The sequence below is a fragment of the Pseudomonas sp. SWI36 genome (genome assembly GCF_002948105.1).
GTDB lineage: Bacteria > Pseudomonadota > Gammaproteobacteria > Pseudomonadales > Pseudomonadaceae > Aquipseudomonas > Aquipseudomonas alloputida.
In genome coordinates, this window is the sequence record NZ_CP026675.1 from 1,017,827 (window position 1) to 1,033,342 (window position 15,516).

At 61.8% G+C, this 15,516-nt stretch carries 14 protein-coding genes and 1 pseudogene; 7 read left to right on the forward strand and 8 right to left on the reverse strand.

Annotated elements, in window-relative coordinates:
* Positions 1–31: 31 nt before the first annotated feature.
* A complete protein-coding gene (locus C4Q27_RS05085; protein WP_104886573.1) occupies positions 32–1,942 on the reverse strand; it encodes a potassium transporter Kup in 1,911 nt (636 codons plus the stop codon).
* Positions 1,943–2,390: 448 nt separating this feature from the next.
* Between C4Q27_RS05085 and C4Q27_RS05090 the strand changes: the two genes are divergently transcribed.
* The 3 genes from C4Q27_RS05090 to rimO all read left to right on the forward strand — a co-directional run bounded on the left by C4Q27_RS05090 (position 2,391) and on the right by rimO (position 4,524).
* The gene (locus C4Q27_RS05090; RefSeq protein ID WP_049587984.1) at positions 2,391–2,705 is read left to right on the forward strand and encodes a hypothetical protein; all 315 of its coding nucleotides are present in this window, start codon (positions 2,391–2,393) and stop codon (positions 2,703–2,705) included.
* Entirely contained in the window at positions 2,705–2,992 is a 288-nt protein-coding gene (locus tag C4Q27_RS05095; protein WP_049587986.1) for a DNA-binding transcriptional regulator, read from the forward strand. The genes C4Q27_RS05090 and C4Q27_RS05095 overlap by 1 nt, the downstream gene beginning before the upstream one ends.
* Positions 2,993–3,192: 200 nt before the next feature.
* Positions 3,193–4,524 carry a 30S ribosomal protein S12 methylthiotransferase RimO gene (gene rimO, locus C4Q27_RS05100; RefSeq protein ID WP_064492880.1) on the forward strand — a complete coding sequence of 444 codons (1,332 nt, stop codon included), beginning with the start codon at positions 3,193–3,195 and terminating at the stop codon, positions 4,522–4,524.
* Between the two features lie 71 nt (positions 4,525–4,595).
* Here the strand turns inward: rimO and C4Q27_RS05105 are convergent, their stop codons facing one another.
* The 4 genes and pseudogenes from C4Q27_RS05105 to C4Q27_RS29900 form a co-directional block, all read right to left on the reverse strand.
* Positions 4,596–5,345 carry a hypothetical protein gene (locus C4Q27_RS05105; protein WP_104886574.1) on the reverse strand — a complete coding sequence of 250 codons (750 nt, stop codon included), beginning with the start codon at positions 5,343–5,345 and terminating at the stop codon, positions 4,596–4,598.
* Between the two features lie 54 nt (positions 5,346–5,399).
* Positions 5,400–7,090, reverse strand: a pseudogene (locus tag C4Q27_RS05110) (DUF5666 domain-containing protein).
* Positions 7,087–7,932: a DUF6502 family protein gene (locus C4Q27_RS05115; protein ID WP_104886575.1), complete on the reverse strand. Its 846-nt coding sequence runs from the start codon at positions 7,930–7,932 to the stop codon at positions 7,087–7,089. The pseudogene C4Q27_RS05110 and the gene C4Q27_RS05115 overlap by 4 nt, the downstream one beginning before the upstream one ends.
* A gap of 191 nt (positions 7,933–8,123) precedes the next feature.
* The gene (locus tag C4Q27_RS29900) at positions 8,124–8,696 is read right to left on the reverse strand and encodes a hypothetical protein (RefSeq protein WP_305888154.1); all 573 of its coding nucleotides are present in this window, start codon (positions 8,694–8,696) and stop codon (positions 8,124–8,126) included.
* Between the two features lie 294 nt (positions 8,697–8,990).
* Between C4Q27_RS29900 and C4Q27_RS05130 the strand changes: the two genes are divergently transcribed.
* From C4Q27_RS05130 to tsaA, 4 genes are all read left to right on the forward strand, one after another.
* Positions 8,991–9,446 carry a GNAT family N-acetyltransferase gene (locus C4Q27_RS05130; RefSeq protein WP_014755577.1) on the forward strand — a complete coding sequence of 152 codons (456 nt, stop codon included), beginning with the start codon at positions 8,991–8,993 and terminating at the stop codon, positions 9,444–9,446.
* A 119-nt stretch (positions 9,447–9,565) separates the two neighbouring features.
* Complete coding sequence (locus tag C4Q27_RS05135) at positions 9,566–10,276, forward strand: rRNA pseudouridine synthase (protein WP_010952344.1); 711 nt, start codon at positions 9,566–9,568, stop codon at positions 10,274–10,276.
* Between the two features lie 49 nt (positions 10,277–10,325).
* Complete coding sequence (locus C4Q27_RS05140; RefSeq protein WP_010952343.1) at positions 10,326–10,787, forward strand: DUF1456 family protein; 462 nt, start codon at positions 10,326–10,328, stop codon at positions 10,785–10,787.
* Between the two features lie 6 nt (positions 10,788–10,793).
* A complete protein-coding gene (gene tsaA, locus C4Q27_RS05145) occupies positions 10,794–11,486 on the forward strand; it encodes a tRNA (N6-threonylcarbamoyladenosine(37)-N6)-methyltransferase TrmO (RefSeq protein ID WP_064491547.1) in 693 nt (230 codons plus the stop codon).
* Between the two features lie 148 nt (positions 11,487–11,634).
* Here tsaA and C4Q27_RS05150 read toward each other — a convergent pair whose 3' ends face one another.
* The 3 genes from C4Q27_RS05150 to C4Q27_RS05160 form a co-directional block, all read right to left on the reverse strand.
* On the reverse strand, positions 11,635–12,957 hold the full coding sequence (locus C4Q27_RS05150) for a dicarboxylate/amino acid:cation symporter (RefSeq protein WP_010952341.1): 1,323 nt from the start codon (positions 12,955–12,957) through the stop codon (positions 11,635–11,637).
* 351 nt (positions 12,958–13,308) lie between these two features.
* On the reverse strand, positions 13,309–14,655 hold the full coding sequence (locus tag C4Q27_RS05155; RefSeq protein ID WP_064491548.1) for an ATP-binding protein: 1,347 nt from the start codon (positions 14,653–14,655) through the stop codon (positions 13,309–13,311).
* On the reverse strand, positions 14,652–15,329 hold the full coding sequence (locus C4Q27_RS05160; RefSeq protein WP_010952339.1) for a response regulator: 678 nt from the start codon (positions 15,327–15,329) through the stop codon (positions 14,652–14,654). Before C4Q27_RS05160 ends, C4Q27_RS05155 begins: the two co-directional genes overlap by 4 nt.
* Positions 15,330–15,516 lie beyond the last annotated feature (187 nt).

A 15,516-nucleotide genomic window follows, 5' to 3' on the forward strand; every position in this document is an offset into this window, starting at 1 on the left:
CTGCGGCCCTGAGCCTGCTGTATAAACCCATTCAGATCTCGACCTGGGTCCCCAGCTCGATCACCCGGTTCAACGGCAGGTTGAAGAAGCGCAAGTTGCCGTTGGCATTCTTCAGCAGGAACGCGAACAGGTTGCCCCGCCAGCGCGACATCCCCTCCAGCCGTGACGCGATCACCGTCTCGCGGCTGAGGAAGTAAGTGGTGCGCATGGGCGTGAAGTCCAGGCCATCCAGATGACACAGCTTCAACGCGGCAGGCACGTCCGGCTCATCCATGAACCCAAAGTGCAGCAACACCCGGAAGAATCCGTCGCCATAGGCTTCCACCTCGAAACGCTCATGTTCCGGCACACGGGGCCGGTCCTCGCTGACCACAGTCAGCAGCACCACTTGGCTGTGCAGCACCTGGTTGTGCAACATGTTGTGCAACAGCGCATGCGGCACGGCATCGGAGCGTGCAGTCAGAAACACCGCCGTACCCTCGACCCGGTGCGGTGGATGAATGCGGATGCTGCTGATGAACAATGGCAATGGCAGCGCCCCTTCATCGATGCGCTCGACCAGAATCTGCTTGCCGCGCTTCCAGGTGCTCATCAGCAAGTACAGCACACCACCGGCCAACACCGGGAACGCACCGCCCTGAGCGATTTTCGGCACGTTGGCGGCGAAGAACAGCCCGTCGACCAGCAGGAAGCCGACCAGAATCGGCACTGCGAGCAGCGGCGGCCACTTCCACAGCAGCAGCATCACCGCTGACACCAGGACGGTGGTGATCAGCATGGTACCGGTCACCGCAACCCCGTAGGCAGCCGCCAGTGCGCCTGACGACTCGAAACCGATAACCAGCAACACCACGCCCACCATCAGGGTCCAGTTCACCGCACCAATGTAGATCTGCCCCTGCTCATCGCTTGAGGTGTGCTGAATCTGCATGCGCGGAATATAGCCCAGCTGGATGGCCTGGCGGGTCAGGGAGAAGGCCCCGGAAATCACCGCCTGCGAGGCGATAACCGTGGCCATGGTGGCCAGCCCGACCAACGGCAGCAGCGCCCAGCCCGGCGCCAGCAGATAGAAGGGATTGCGCGCGGCCTCCGGGTTTTGCAGCAGCAATGCACCCTGGCCAAAGTAATTGAGCACCAGCGCCGGGAGCACCAGGATGAACCAGGCCCGGGCAATCGGCTTGCGGCCAAAGTGCCCCATGTCGGCGTACAGCGCCTCGGCCCCCGTCAGCGCCAGCACGACCGCGCCGAGAATGGCCACGCCGATACCGGGGTGCACCACGAAGAAATTGACTGCCCAGGCCGGGTTGAACGCCTTGAGTACTTCCGGGCTCTGCGAGATGCCATGCACACCCAGCGCGCCCAGCGCCAAGAACCAGGTAACCATGATAGGACCAAACAGCTTGCCGATCTTCTCGGTGCCGTGCCGCTGTACCAGGAACAGTGCCACCAGCACCACCAGCGAAATTGGCACCACCCAGTGGTCGATACCGTCGAAGGCCAGGCCCACGCCCTCCACCGCCGACAGCACCGACACCGCCGGGGTGATCATACTGTCGCCATAGAACAGCGAAGCGCCGATCAAGCCACAGATCACCATCAGTGTGCGCAGCCGCGGGTACGCCGCCGTGGCCCGCCGCGCCAGTGCGGTCAGCGCCATGGTGCCGCCCTCCCCCTGGTTATCGGCGCGCAAGATGAACATCACGTACTTGAACGACACCACCCACAGCAGCGACCACAGGATCAGCGAGAGGATCCCCAGCACGCCATCATGGTTGACCGACACACCGTAGCCGCCGGTAAAGACTTCCTTGAGGGTATACAACGGGCTGGTGCCGATATCGCCATAAACCACCCCGACCGCCGCCACCAGCAGGCCCACCGACCGTGACGCACCCTGCTTCCCCTCGTGCCCGCCCTCAGCGTGACTGCTTGCCTGAACCATCGACCACTCCCGCAAACGGCCTTCACGGCCCTTGGTAATCACTCTGCCACCAGGCCCTGGAAGGTACCCCGGCACAACGGCGCGAAGCATAGCGCAGCGTTCGTCGTATTTCTGCTGGTCAAGCGCCCTTGCGCTCGCTAGAATTGCGCACTTTTTGATCAGAGGCGCCAAAAGCGCCCGTCAAGTTCGCCCCCGATTCCGGCCGGGCGACCTGCATTCAATACCGAGGTTAGTCATGCCCACCACACCCGCCACCCCCAAGGCAGGTTTCGGTTTGCAAGGCCTGGATTGCCCTGATGACTCTCAATCCATACTTGAACGTTGATCTCACCCTATACCGCTCATCCCCTGATCAAGAAGAATCACACGCTGACACAAGCGTCACCTTGTACAACGTAGATGAGCGCCCTATCATCCAGCTACGCCATTGACGCATAGCAGGGACTGCATGATCTTCATCGAGACCCCAGTATTCACCTCCGATCTCAAGGAGCACTTGGATGATGAAGAATACCGGGCTTTGCAGGCCTATCTGGCCGAGCATCCCGAAGCCGGTTCTCTCCTGGAGGAAACCGGCGGCCTCAGAAAGATCCGCTGGGCAGCCAAGGGCAAGGGCAAGAGTGGGGGTGTACGAGTGATCTACTACCACGTCACTGCAGCCCACCAGATCCGTATGATTCTGATCTATCGCAAGGGCATCGTGGATACCTTGACAAGCAGTCAGAAAGCGCAGCTTCGCGCACTAAACAAAGGGTGGAAATAATGGAAAAGCATCTCTTCGATCGTCTTGTGGAAAGCATGACTCAGATGGATGAGATCGATCGCGGTGAGCGTCAGCCCTCGCGTGAGTTCCACGTAGACGCACTTCAAGTCAAAAAGATTCGTCAAGCCACTGGCCTTTCCCAGGCTGCGTTTGCCAAACGTATCGATGTCGCAGTAGGAACTCTACGAAATTGGGAACAGGGCCGTCGCGAACCTGAAGGACCAGCTCGTGCCTTGCTTCGAGCGATTCATAACGATCCCGAACATGTACTTGCGGCCTTGAGCTAAGTACACGAAAGCCACCAGGCCCTAGAAGGTACCCCGGCACAACGGCGCGAAGCATAGCGCAGCGTTCGTCGTATTTCTGCTGGTCAAGCGCCCTTGCGCTCGCTAGAATTGCGCACTTTTTGATCAGAGGCGCCAAAAGCGCCCGTCAAGTTCGCCCCCGATTCCGGCCGGGCGACCTGCATTCAATACCGAGGTTAGTCATGTCCACCACGCCCGCCACCCCCAAGGTAGGTTTCGTAAGCCTGGGTTGCCCAAAAGCCCTGGTCGACTCCGAGCGCATCCTGACCCAGCTGCGCATGGAAGGCTATGAAGTCGTACCCACCTACGAGGACGCCGACGTGGTGGTGGTCAACACCTGCGGCTTCATCGACAGCGCCAAGGCCGAATCGCTGGAAGTGATCGGCGAAGCCATCAAGGAAAACGGCAAGGTGATTGTCACCGGCTGCATGGGCGTCGAAGAAGGCAGCATCCGTGACGTGCACCCAAGCGTGCTGTCGGTCACTGGCCCGCAGCAGTACGAGCAGGTAGTCAACGCCGTTCACGAAGTGGTGCCGCCGCGTCAGGACCACAACCCGCTGATCGACCTGGTGCCGCCACAGGGCGTCAAGCTGACCCCGCGCCACTATGCCTACCTGAAGATCTCCGAAGGCTGCAACCACAGCTGCAGCTTCTGCATCATCCCGTCGATGCGCGGCAAGCTGGTCAGCCGCCCGGTGGGTGAAGTGCTGAGCGAGGCCGAGCGCCTGGTCAAGGCCGGGGTCAAGGAAATCCTGGTGATTTCCCAGGACACCAGCGCCTACGGCGTCGACGTCAAGTACAAGACCGACTTCTGGAACGGCCGCCCGGTCAAGACCCGCATGCTCGAGCTGTGCGAAGCACTGAGCAGCCTGGGCGCCTGGGTACGCCTGCACTATGTGTACCCTTACCCGAACGTTGACGACGTGATCCCGCTGATGGCTGCCGGCAAGATCCTGCCGTACCTGGACATCCCGTTCCAGCACGCCAGCCCGAAAGTGCTCAAGTCGATGAAGCGCCCGGCCTTCGAAGACCGCACCCTGGCGCGTATCAAGAACTGGCGCGAGCAGTGCCCTGAGCTGGTGATCCGCTCCACCTTCATCGTCGGCTTCCCGGGCGAGACCGAGGAAGACTTCCAGTACCTGCTGGACTGGCTGACCGAAGCCCAGCTCGACCGCGTGGGCTGCTTCCAGTACTCGCCGGTAGAAGGCGCCCCGGCCAACGACCTGGGCCTGGAAGAAGTACCGGACGACGTCAAGCAAGAGCGCTGGGACCGCTTCATGGCCCACCAGCAGGCCATCAGTGCTGCCCGCCTGCAATTGCGCATCGGCAAGGAAATCGACGTGCTGATCGACGAAGTCGAAGAACAAGGTTCGGTTGGCCGCAGCTTCTTCGATGCACCGGAAATCGACGGCAGCGTGTTCATCGATGGCGACCATGGTTTCAAGCCAGGCGACAAAGTGCGTTGCCGTGTGGTGGATGCCGACGAATACGACCTGTGGGCTGAACCCATCTAAAACGGCTGAAGCCTGCAAAGCCCCTGCCCCGGCGTTCTCCATAGAGAATGACCGGCGCAGGGGCTTTTTTGTCAGAACGTGTGGAACAGCATCAGGCCGCCCTCGGCATCCGGGCTGGCATCCGAGAAGCCTTTGACTGCATAGAGTTGGACTTTCCACTGCTGGTTGAGCTTGTGGGTGAGGAACAGGGTAAGCTCCTTGATCTGCGCCCCGGTCGAGACCACTTTCTGCCGCCAATCGTAGGAGGCGCCGGCCGAAGTACCGACCGCCACCGGCAGGGCAAAGCCGAGACTGGCAAATACCGGGTCATCGAAGTCGCTATCGGGCGGGTCACCGAACTTCTTCCAACCCAGTGTCGCGAAACCGGTGACCGGGCCAAAGCCCTTGGCTATGTCGACCTGGGTGGTGTAGTCGTACTGGCCGGTGCCCAGGCACTGGTCTTCATCAGCGGTAGGGAATTTGACCTTGCCGATCAGGTCCAGCATCAGGCCGCCGTCACTACCATCGAGCAGTGCATAGGCGACGCTGGCAACCGTGTCACCCAACCCGCTTTCCACGTCTCGGCAACCACCGGGCAAGGGGTCACCATTGGGGCCGACTTCGGGGTTGGTGATACGCAACCAAGGCACGGTAACCTTGTAGGTCATGGGGCCGCTCTCATACTTGCCGACTACCGGCACATACCAGATTTCCGAAGTGGTGCCGGTACCATAGTCGCCACTTGAATAATCCATGCCAATGGCGGCACTGAAGGTATCGGCCAGCGCCGACACGCAGGTGCACGAGAGCAAACAGGCGAAAAGAGGGAGCGTGGGTCTCATTTGCAACTCAGTACTCTTTCGGGAGGCATGGCCAGACTTACCCAGCCTAGTTGGCTAACGCCCGGATCGCTCTGGATGCTCGACTTTTTCCACCGTCTCTGCCTTTTCCGGCCTCTCCACCTTTTCGACTCTCTCGACCTTTTCGACCTTTTCGACCCGTTCAGGCTTTTCGACTTTTTCGACTTTTTCGACTTTTTCGACTTTTTCGACTTTTTCGACTTTTTCGACTTTCTCGACTTTCTCGACTTTCTCGACTTTCTCGACTTTCTCGACTTTCTCGACTTTCTCGACTTTCTCGACTTTCTCGACTTTCTCGGGCTTCTCGACCTTGTCTACTTTTTCGACCTTTCCGGTGTTTTCGACTTCGACCTTCTCAACCCGTTCGGAGCTTCCACTGTTACTGCGCGTCGATTGCTCCAATGCGTCGAGGTGTACCGACTTTCCCGACTTGTCACCGCTGCCATGGTCACTCGAGCCGTCAACGGCACTGCGCCCACTGTGATCATCACTGTTTTCATCGCGACCGTTGGCCCCATCGCTTGCGCCATGACCGCTGCTGGAGCCGCCGGAGCTGCTTCCGTCATGCTCACCACCGTGCCCCGACTGGCTTCTGTCAGTATTGTCGACACGGTCGTCCTGGAATTCCACGCGGGTTGCCCGCAGCTCGTGAGTTCCATTGAGCACCCCGCTCACCCGCACACGTTGATCAAGCGCCAACGCCGCTGGCTGCCGGCCGACAATTACGGTGCCCTGCCCCAATGTCACATTGAGACCTGCAACCACCAACTGCCGAGCTTGTGTGCGCTGTACCAGCCCTTCAACCACCGCCTGCTGGACACGACCAGCAAAAGGCAGGCTCGGGTCTGGACGGGTTTGCGCCACTTCAAGCTGGCGCCCGGTCCACTGGCCGCGCACCAGCACCTCACGAGCAGGCGCCACACGGGTACCCAACTTCAACCCCTGAAGGCTGCCAGTGCGATCAACCGCGCCGATGGCGCTGGCCTCCCTCAACCCCGGTGCCCGTTCGATACGGGTCGCCACGACTTCTCCCCGGGCATCGCGCAGGCCGCTGACCCTCACGGGCTCACCCGGGCGCAGCCCTTCAGCCACCCGCGCGCCAGCGGCCAGCCGCACGGGTTGCCCCATGACCCGCAGCGGGGCCGAGGCATTGGGCAGCGCCGTCAACGGCCCTTCGAAGACGTTGAGGATCGAAATGCGCCCCGCTTGCAGGCCGCGCTGGGTGGCGAATGCCTCCACCGCCACCACCTGCCCGATCGCCAGGTGACCACTGCTGGCAGGCGCACCGTTCTGACTCACCGGTACGTCCTTGCCATAGTGCACTTCCATGCCATTGACGCAGATCGAGGCGAAGCCGGTGATGGTACCGACGATGCCTGTACCCCCAGTACCACCCGGGCGCAGGATCGGCGTACCGGTACCACCTCCCCCCCGTGGCGCTGATCAAAGTAGGTGCCGTCCACACCCTCCGCCACCGCGCCCGTGCCGCCTGTACCACCCGGGCGTTGCTGGACTGGGGCACCGGTGCCACCGACGCCGCCATTTTCATTGCGCACACCGGTGCCGCCCATACCGCCGGGAAACTGCAGGCCTGCGGCACCGGCCATACCCATCTCGTCACGGCTGACACACACCGGCGCTGCGGCCACCTCGGCCGGGGCCATCAGGTTCCCCCCGAAAACCAGGGCAAACATGACAGCACTGAGGTAGCGCACAAGAAGTGTCATGGGCCGGGTGTCTTCGACGGATCGGAATCGGTAGCTTCAGTGTAGAAATAAAGCCCGACAGTGATGCGCTGACGTTGTTCGATACCGGGCTCATCAGCACTCTCCAACGCTGCTGCAAGCCGGCTGAAGGCAAGTAGTGTCTGCATGCCATCTTTGGCCACCACATCTCGCAAATGCTCGACGCTGGCCGGGCTCAAGGCATCGTAGTGCACGCTACGCTCAAAAAATGGCGGGCCTTCGCCGCTGACGTTGTGCACCGCCGCACAGGCATGGTCATGCAGGTTGTGGCCGAAGTACGCAGCCTTTTCATCAAAACCCTTCTGTGGCACGAATGCATGGGCTTCCAGGTGCACGCAATCCTGCTCATCGAGCCGCACGACGCCCAGGCGCAACCATTCGTCCAGCACCACCCGGCCGCGAATATCGGTGCTGACCTTGGCGACCAGGGCGTCGAATGAGCAATCGCCACCCACACTGGCTAGCCGCGCAAGCGCCCTCGCCTGGCCGGGTGCCGAGCAGAATGGTGGGGTGTTGGTCCATACATTGACCAACTGTGCACCTAGCGTGATGTTATCCGGCAGGGCCGCAATTGCAGTGTCACCCTCATTACGCAGCCGCCGGACATCTTTACGATGTACGCCGGTAAGCAGGCTGATGCGGCTATCGGTTGGCGCGGTGTCGTTCAGGCGAAACTCGCGATGGGCCACATCGACGAACACCTCCTTGAGCAGGTCGGTGAACATCGTGTAGGTAACCCCTTTGCGCAGCATCAGGCGCACCAGCGGGCGCATCACACGCCGCAGCGCACTCAGCATCGACGGGGGTAAGACAGGCGATTGCATCGAGGGCATTCCTTGACAGAGGCACCCAGTATAAGACGCGGGAATTAATCCCACGCAAACCGCAATCATATCCCGGCATGGACGAGGAAAAAGCTGTCAGCACTCATTGGAAATGACGTGATAAAGGCAAGACAGGCCAGAACCTGCTCATACAAAACCCGTCCGCTGGGTTTTGTATGGGCCACCTCGGGTCAGCGCCAATCAGCTTCTGCTGTTGTCATCCCCGGCCTCGCCGCCGGCATGAACACCGTGGTCATCACCCGGTTCGCCACCCACATGGTTGCCGTGATCGTCACCAGGTTCACCACCAACATGATTGCCGTGATCATCGCCAGGCTCACCGCCGACATGATTACCATGATCATCCCCGGGTTCCCCACCCGCGTGATTGCCATGATCGTCACCCGCTTCAGCATGGTTACTGCTGCGCCCAGCGTTCGAATTACCGTCGTGGCCACTGCCGCTGTTGCCGGCATGGCCACCACCGTCACCGCCGCTGCCGTGGCCACCACTTCCGCTTCCGCTACCATGGCCACCGCCGCCACCACTTCCACCACCACCGTGGCCACCGCCACCGCCGCTTCCACCGCCACCGTGGCCACCGCCGCCGCCACTTCCACCGCCACCGTGGCCACCGCCGCCGCCACTTCCACCGCCACCGTGGCCACCGCCGCCGCCACTTCCACCGCCACCGTGGCCACCGCCGCCACCGCCACCGCCACCGCCACCGCCACCGCCATCTTTAGCGTAGGCACTGAAGCCATGAGAAATCGAGTCAGGGATCAAGGCAATGGACATCGACAACACGCCAGCTACAGCAGCCGCGAGTAAAGCCTTCTTGAAAAGCAGGTGGATTTGCATAGTCCGTCTCCAGGTCTTCGCCACGAGAACGCTAAATCAGTCAGTAATCTTGCTTCAGATTGAACTTATACTTACGTGGGATTTTTTCCCACGCTTAATTAATAGACCGTCACTCCCCAGGTCTCAAGCGCCAAGCGAACCAGCCGACCGGTGGTTGGCCTGCTATGTTTTCCCTATCGCCCCAGAGGAACACCGGCATGGCTGCGCTACTGACGCTGCAAACCCCGCGCTTGTGCGACTACAGCGAGCTGGTACAGGTGTGGGAGGATTCAGTACGCGCCACCCACGACTTTCTGCCAGAGGGCTATATCCTGCTACTGCGCGAACATGTGCTGCGCCGCTACCTCGACGCAGTGATGCTGATCTGCTGCAAGGACCGCCAGCGCATCTGTGGCTTCGCCGGTGTCGCCAACGGGCGGGTGGACATGCTGTTCGTCGCACCTGGCTACCGCGGCCAAGGGGTAGGCAAGCGCCTGCTGCGCTATGCCATCAGTGAGCTGAATGCCGAGTACCTTGACGTCAACGAGCAGAACCCGAAAGCGCTGGGCTTCTACCTGCATGAAGGTTTCGAGGTCATCGGCCGTTCGGAAACCGACGGCCTGGGCCAGCCCTATCCTCTGCTGCACATGAGGCTGATGCGCACAGTGCCTTGAGGCGGCGCCTGAATGTGCCGCGCTATGTGTCCAAAATGGCGCATCTGACACAGATTCCCATCATCTACCGCTTGCAGGCAGGTACAATGGAGGCCTTTCCCTGCCTTGCGAATTGCCCCATGTCCGAACCCGTCCGCCTGTCCAAACGCCTCATCGAGCAGCTCGGCTGCTCCCGCCGCGAGGCCGAGCAGTACATTGAAGGAGGCTGGGTAACGGTCGATGGCGTGGTGGTCGAGCAGCCGCAGTTCAAGGTCGAGCAGCAGCGCGTCGAGCTGCTGCCAGGTGCCCGTGCCGAAACCCTGGAGCCAGTGACCCTGCTGCTGAACCAGCCAGCCGGCATGGACAGTGAAGATGCCCGCGCCAGCATGAACATGGGCAGCCTCAGCGAAGCCCACCGCGAAGGCGTGCGCGCCCTGCACGGGCATTTTGCCCGGCAGGCCTGCGTGGCACCGCTGGAGCGTGGCGCCAGCGGCCTGCAGGTGTTTACCCAGGACTGGCGGGTATCCCGCAAGATCGAGGCCGACCTGCGTCGCCTGGAGCAGGAGTTCATCATTGAAGTGCGCGGCGAAACCACCCCCCAGGCGCTGGAACGCCTGGCGCGTGGGGCCATGCGCAATGACCGCGAGTTGCCCAAGGCCAAGGCCAGCTGGCAGAACGAGACACACCTGCGCATGGTGTTGAAAAACCCACAACCAGGGCAGATTTCCGAGCTATGCGCCTACCTGCGCCTGGAGCTTTTAGGCATGCGACGCATTCGCCTGGGTGGTGTGTCGATGGGCAAGCTGCCCTTGGGCCAATGGCGTTACCTGGCTACCTCCGAACGTTTCTAAGCAATACGCCGCGCTGGAATGCGCGGCACCTGAACAGGATTCTGCTGCAATGAACCACAACGACGTCCTGCGCAGCCTGCGCTACATGCTCAAGGTGAACGACGCCAAGATGGCCGAAATCATCGGGCTCTCTGGCCTCGAAGTGCATCCTCTGGTGCTGGCCACCTACCTGAAAAAAGAAGAAGAGGAAGGCTTCGTGCGCTGCCCGGAACGGGTGATGGCGCACTTCCTTGACGGCCTGGTGATCTACCGCCGTGGCAAAGACGAGAGCCGCCCGCAGCAGCCGATCGAGCTGCCGGTAACCAACAACCTGATCCTCAAGAAGCTGCGTGTGGCCTTTGAGCTCAAGGAGGACGACCTGCACGCGATTCTCAAGTCGGTCAACTTCCCGGTCAGCAAACCGGAGCTCAGCGCGCTGTTCCGCAAGGCTGGCCACGACAACTACCGCCCGTGTGGCGACCAGTTGATGCGCAACTTCCTCAAGGGCCTGACCCTGCGCGTGCGCGGCTGAGTGGCCATGCAGCATACGGTTGTCCCGGTCGGCATCGTCCACTCCTGTTTCAAGGAAAAGTTCGCCATTCCGCGCCAGCCGCAGCTGGCGCCTGCCGCCCGTGGCGTACTCGAACTGTTGCCGCCGTTCGATCAAGGTGACGCGGTCGAGGGCCTGGAACAGGTCAGCCATGTCTGGCTGCTGTTCCTGTTCCACCAGGCCCTGGAAGAAAAGCCGCGTCTGAAAGTGCGGCCTCCGCGTCTGGGCGGCAACAAGAGCATGGGGGTGTTCGCCACCCGCGCCACCCACCGGCCCAACGGCATCGGCCAGTCGGTGGTACGCCTGGAGGGCGTGGAGCCCGGGCGCCTGCTGCTGTCCGGGATCGACCTGCTCGACGGCACGCCGGTGCTGGACATCAAGCCGTATGTGCCCTATGCCGACAGCGTCGCTGGCGCCAGCAACCAGATGGCCAACGCAGCGCCTGTGGCAATTGCCGTGCAGTGGGCGGACAACGCCTTGCTCCAGGCCCGCGAGCATGCGCTGCGTTTGAATGAGCCGCTGGTGCAACTGATCGAGCAATGCCTGGCGCAGGACCCACGGCCGGCCTACCAGATACCACCGTCCGAGCGGGTGTACGGGGTGAAGTTCTGGGATGTGCAAGTAAGGTGGCATTACCCGCAGCCGGACGTCATCCGGGTGTTGGAAGTGGTACTGGGCTGAGGGCCACGGGCTTCGCCCGTGTTCGCGGGCAAGCCCGCTCCCACAGTCCAATCGCGCCAGCTTTTCGAAATTGAGCAAGGCCCACACAAGGGACCGCGCTAACACGAAAAAGGCGACCTTTGGTCGCCTTTCTCATTTCAACCAGCTATCAACGAGCCGGGCCTTCAGCCACGCCCAGGTCGTCCGTCGGGCGGGTATCGATCAGCGGAGCACCACCGGAGTCCAGTTCCGAAGCCAGCTTGTCGTTGTCCATTTCCTTGACCCACTTGGCCACTACCACGGTGGCAACGGCGTTGCCCACCAGGTTGGTCAGGGCGCGGGCTTCGGACATGAAGCGGTCGATGCCGAGGATCAGCGCCAGGCCGGCAACCGGCAGGTGGCCAACAGCCGACAGGGTCGCGGCCAGCACGATGAAGCCCGACCCGGTAACGCCGGCAGCCCCCTTGGAAGCCACCAGCAGCACCAGCAGCAGGGTGATCTGGTGAGTGATGTCCATGGTGGTGTCAGTGGCCTGAGCGATGAACACCGCAGCCATGGTCAGGTAGATCGAGGTACCGTCCAGGTTGAACGAGTAGCCAGTCGGGATAACCAGGCCCACTACCGATTTCTTGGCACCCAGGCGCTCCATCTTGGCCAGCATGCGTGGCAGGGCCGACTCCGAGGACGAAGTACCCAGCACGATCAGCAGTTCTTCACGAATGTAGCGGATCAGCTTGATCACGCTGAAGCCGTGGGCACGGCAGATACCGCCCAGCACCACCAGCACGAACAGCAGGCAGGTGATGTAGAAGCAGGCCATCAGGTAGCCCAACTGCACCAGCGAGCCGACACCGTACTGGCCAATGGTGAAGGCCATGGCGCCGAAAGCGCCGATCGGGGCCAGCTTCATGATCATGTTGATGATGTTGAACATGACGTGGGCGAAGCGGTCGATCATGTCCAGTACCGGCTTGCCGTAGCTGCCCAGGCGGTGCAGGGCGAAGCCGAACAGTACCGAGAACATCAGCACTTGCAGGATGTCGCCGTTGGCGAAGGCGCCGACGACCGTATTGGGAATGACGTTAAGCAGGAAGCCGACGGTCGTCTGCTGCGCGCCGGCGGCGGCGTAGGCAGCCACGCTGCTGGCGTTCAGGGTGCTGACGTCGATGTGCATGCCAGCGCCTGGCTTGACCACGTTGACGACGACGAGGCCGATGATCAGGGCGATGGTGGAGACGATTTCAAAGTACAGCAACGCGTAGCCGCCGGTTTTGCCGACCGACTTCATGCTCTGCATGCCGGCAATGCCGCTGACCACGGTACAGAAGATGATCGGGGCGATGACCATCTTGATCAGTTTGACGAAGCCGTCACCCAGGGGTTTGAGGGCAACGCCCGTTTCCGGGTAGTAGTGGCCGAGCAGGATACCGATGGTGATGGCGACCAACACCTGGACATACAGGGATTTGTACAGCGGCTGACGTGTCGTCATGGCTAATTTTCCTCAAGTGTGCCGGTTCACCCTTCCCAGGGTGATGGGGGCACCTGAATCGCTAACCCTCCTGCACTTGGAGGGATTTGTCGTTGTGTTCGAGCTGCCTGGGCAGGCCTCTGCGAGGATCAATAGCAAGGGTGGTGCCAAAATGCCCATGAAGGGTGCAAGGTCCGTATTTGCTGGGGATAAATGCCCAACGACAGGGCGATACTCCCGGGACGGATTGGCGGATTTCCGCCCGATGGCGGAATTTGTACAAGGAGGAATGGCGGAAATCCGCCCTTTGTGGATTGCCTGTGCCGGCCCATTCGCGGATTGACCTGCGAACGGGCTGGTACAGGCTACGAATCAATCCAGGTGGAAGGTGATCCTGAACGCAGCGCCCCCCAGCGGCGAATCGCCAAGGCTCAGCTCGGCGTCATAGCTGTCGACGATATCCTTGACCACTGCCAAGCCGATGCCCTGCCCCGGGTGCTGGCTGTCCAGCCGCTCTCCACGCTCCAGAATGCGTTCACGCTGGTCGACGGGCACGCCCGGCCCGTCGTCCTCGATGCACAAGGTCAGATACCCCGGCGCCTTCACCAGGCTCACCCGCACTTGGCCCAGGCTCAGCCGGTAGGCGTTCTCCAGCAGGTTGCCGAGCATTTCCAACAATGCGCCCTGCTCCATCGGTACCTGCGCCGCGTCCGGCAACTCCAGCACCACGTCCACACGTTTTTCCCGGTAAACCTTGGCCAAGGTGCTGCACAGGCTGTCGAGCATCGGCCGCAGCAATACGCTGTGGCGGACCAGGCCACTCTTGCGCAGGCTGGCGCGTTGCAGCTGGTAGTCGATCTGCTGGCTCATGCGCTCGATCTGGCTTTGCAGCACCCGCGCCTGCTCGCGCTCGCCGCTGCGTTGCTGCAAGCTTTCACCCACACCCTGCAACACCGCCAGCGGCGTCTTCAGGCTGTGCGCCAGGTCGTCCAGCGAATCACGGTAGCGCGTGCGCTGCTCACGCTCACTGCGCAACAGACGGTTGAGCGAGCGGGTCAGGCGCAGCAACTCGCGTGGGTGCTCGCCGCTCAGGCCGTCACGTGCACCGGATTCCACTTCATCCAGTTCGTGGCTGAGGCGTCGCAACGAGCGCAGCCCCCAGGTCAGGCCTGCCCACAACAACACCATGAGCGCCAGCAATGCAGCGCCGAACCCCAGGTAGAGCTTTTCGCGCAGGCCATTGAGGGTGGCCTTGTACTCGCTCACGGGCTGCAGAGCGACAATGCTGTAGGCGGCGCTCTGCCCGCCCAGCAGCTTTATCTCGACGTCGTACACGAAGAACTCTTCGCCATCGGACTGGTGAATGCGGTCGAACTCGTTGCCGCGCCCGTCATAGCGCGGCTGGTAGTTGATGTGCCGGTCGGCGGTGGCACGCGACTGCCAGACCAGTTTGCCGTCGCGGTCAAAGATATAACCGAGCAGGCCTGTGTAGGGCAGGTTGTAGCGCTCGTCCGGCAGCAGCGTCGGCATCTGCAGCTGGCCATGCTCGATACGCGCAGCGGAAATCAGCGTGGTCACATCCGAGGCCAGACGCTGCTCGATCGATTCCTGCAGAGCCAGGCTGAAGGCCTTCTGCAAGGCCGGCAGCAGCGCCAGCATGAACAGCAGCGCCAACACTGCGGCGGCCAGCATCAGGCGCACCCGCAGCGAGCGGATCATCGGCAGCGCTCGGTGAACAGGTAGCCCAGGCCGCGCACCGTGTCGATGGGTTTGAAGCCGCGCTCGCCTTCAAGCTTGCGGCGCAGGCGGCCAACCAGCACTTCGATGACATTGGGGTCGCGCTCTTCGTCTCCTGGGTACAACTGCTCCATCAGGCGATCCTTGGCCACCACCTGCTGGTGATGGCGCATGAGGTATTCGAGGATGCGGTATTCGTAGGCGGTCAGGGCCAAGGCTTGTTCGTCGAGGGTGGCCTGCTTGCGGTTGAGGTCAAGCACCAAGGGGCCAGCGGCGATGGTCGACTGGGTGAAACCACTGGAGCGGCGCAACAGGGCATTGAGCCGTGCTTCAAGCTCCTCGAACTGGAACGGCTTGACCAGGTAGTCGTCGGCACCGGCGGCCAGGCCCTCGACCTTGTCTTGCCAGTTGCCACGGGCTGTGAGGATGAGAATGGGGAAGGTCTTGTCCTGGCTGCGCAGGCGCGTGATCAGCTCCAGGCCGCTGATACCGGGCAGGCCCAGGTCGATGATGGCAAGGTCGAAATGGTACTGCTCGGCCTGGTACAGCGCCTCTTCGGCATCAGCGACCGCCTCGACCACATGGCCGCTTTCGCCCAGGCGGGTGTAGAGGTGATGGCGAAGCAGGGCTTCGTCCTCGACCACCAGCAGTTTCATGTGCAGCTCCTTATGTGTATTGCCTGTACCGGCCCTTTCGCGGGCCCGCCCGCTCCCACAGTAATCGCACAGTCCCTGAAACCTGTGTAGCACCTGCAGAAACCAAAGGCACTGCACAGGTTCTGAGGTTTGTGCAGCACCTGTGGGAGCGGGCGTGCCCGCGAAGAGGCTAGTACAGGATAACGCG

Bases quoted from the DNA above. Each gene is read 5' to 3' on its own strand.
- C4Q27_RS05090 (WP_049587984.1), top strand. From the start codon at position 2,391: ATGATCTTCATCGAGACCCCAGTATTCACCTCCGATCTCAAGGAGCAC.
- C4Q27_RS05140 (WP_010952343.1), top strand. From the start codon at position 10,326: ATGAACCACAACGACGTCCTGCGCAGCCTGCGCTACATGCTCAAGGTG.
- C4Q27_RS05130 (WP_014755577.1), top strand. From the start codon at position 8,991: ATGGCTGCGCTACTGACGCTGCAAACCCCGCGCTTGTGCGACTACAGC.
- C4Q27_RS05155 (WP_064491548.1), bottom strand. From the start codon at position 14,655: ATGATCCGCTCGCTGCGGGTGCGCCTGATGCTGGCCGCCGCAGTGTTG.
- C4Q27_RS29900 (WP_305888154.1), bottom strand. From the start codon at position 8,696: ATGGCTTCAGTGCCTACGCTAAAGATGGCGGTGGCGGTGGCGGTGGCG.
- C4Q27_RS05115 (WP_104886575.1), bottom strand. From the start codon at position 7,932: ATGCAATCGCCTGTCTTACCCCCGTCGATGCTGAGTGCGCTGCGGCGT.
- tsaA (WP_064491547.1), top strand. From the start codon at position 10,794: ATGCAGCATACGGTTGTCCCGGTCGGCATCGTCCACTCCTGTTTCAAG.
- rimO (WP_064492880.1), top strand. From the start codon at position 3,193: ATGTCCACCACGCCCGCCACCCCCAAGGTAGGTTTCGTAAGCCTGGGT.
- C4Q27_RS05135 (WP_010952344.1), top strand. From the start codon at position 9,566: ATGTCCGAACCCGTCCGCCTGTCCAAACGCCTCATCGAGCAGCTCGGC.
- C4Q27_RS05095 (WP_049587986.1), top strand. From the start codon at position 2,705: ATGGAAAAGCATCTCTTCGATCGTCTTGTGGAAAGCATGACTCAGATG.
- C4Q27_RS05150 (WP_010952341.1), bottom strand. From the start codon at position 12,957: ATGACGACACGTCAGCCGCTGTACAAATCCCTGTATGTCCAGGTGTTG.
- C4Q27_RS05105 (WP_104886574.1), bottom strand. From the start codon at position 5,345: ATGAGACCCACGCTCCCTCTTTTCGCCTGTTTGCTCTCGTGCACCTGC.
- C4Q27_RS05160 (WP_010952339.1), bottom strand. From the start codon at position 15,329: ATGAAACTGCTGGTGGTCGAGGACGAAGCCCTGCTTCGCCATCACCTC.
- C4Q27_RS05085 (WP_104886573.1), bottom strand. From the start codon at position 1,942: ATGGTTCAGGCAAGCAGTCACGCTGAGGGCGGGCACGAGGGGAAGCAG.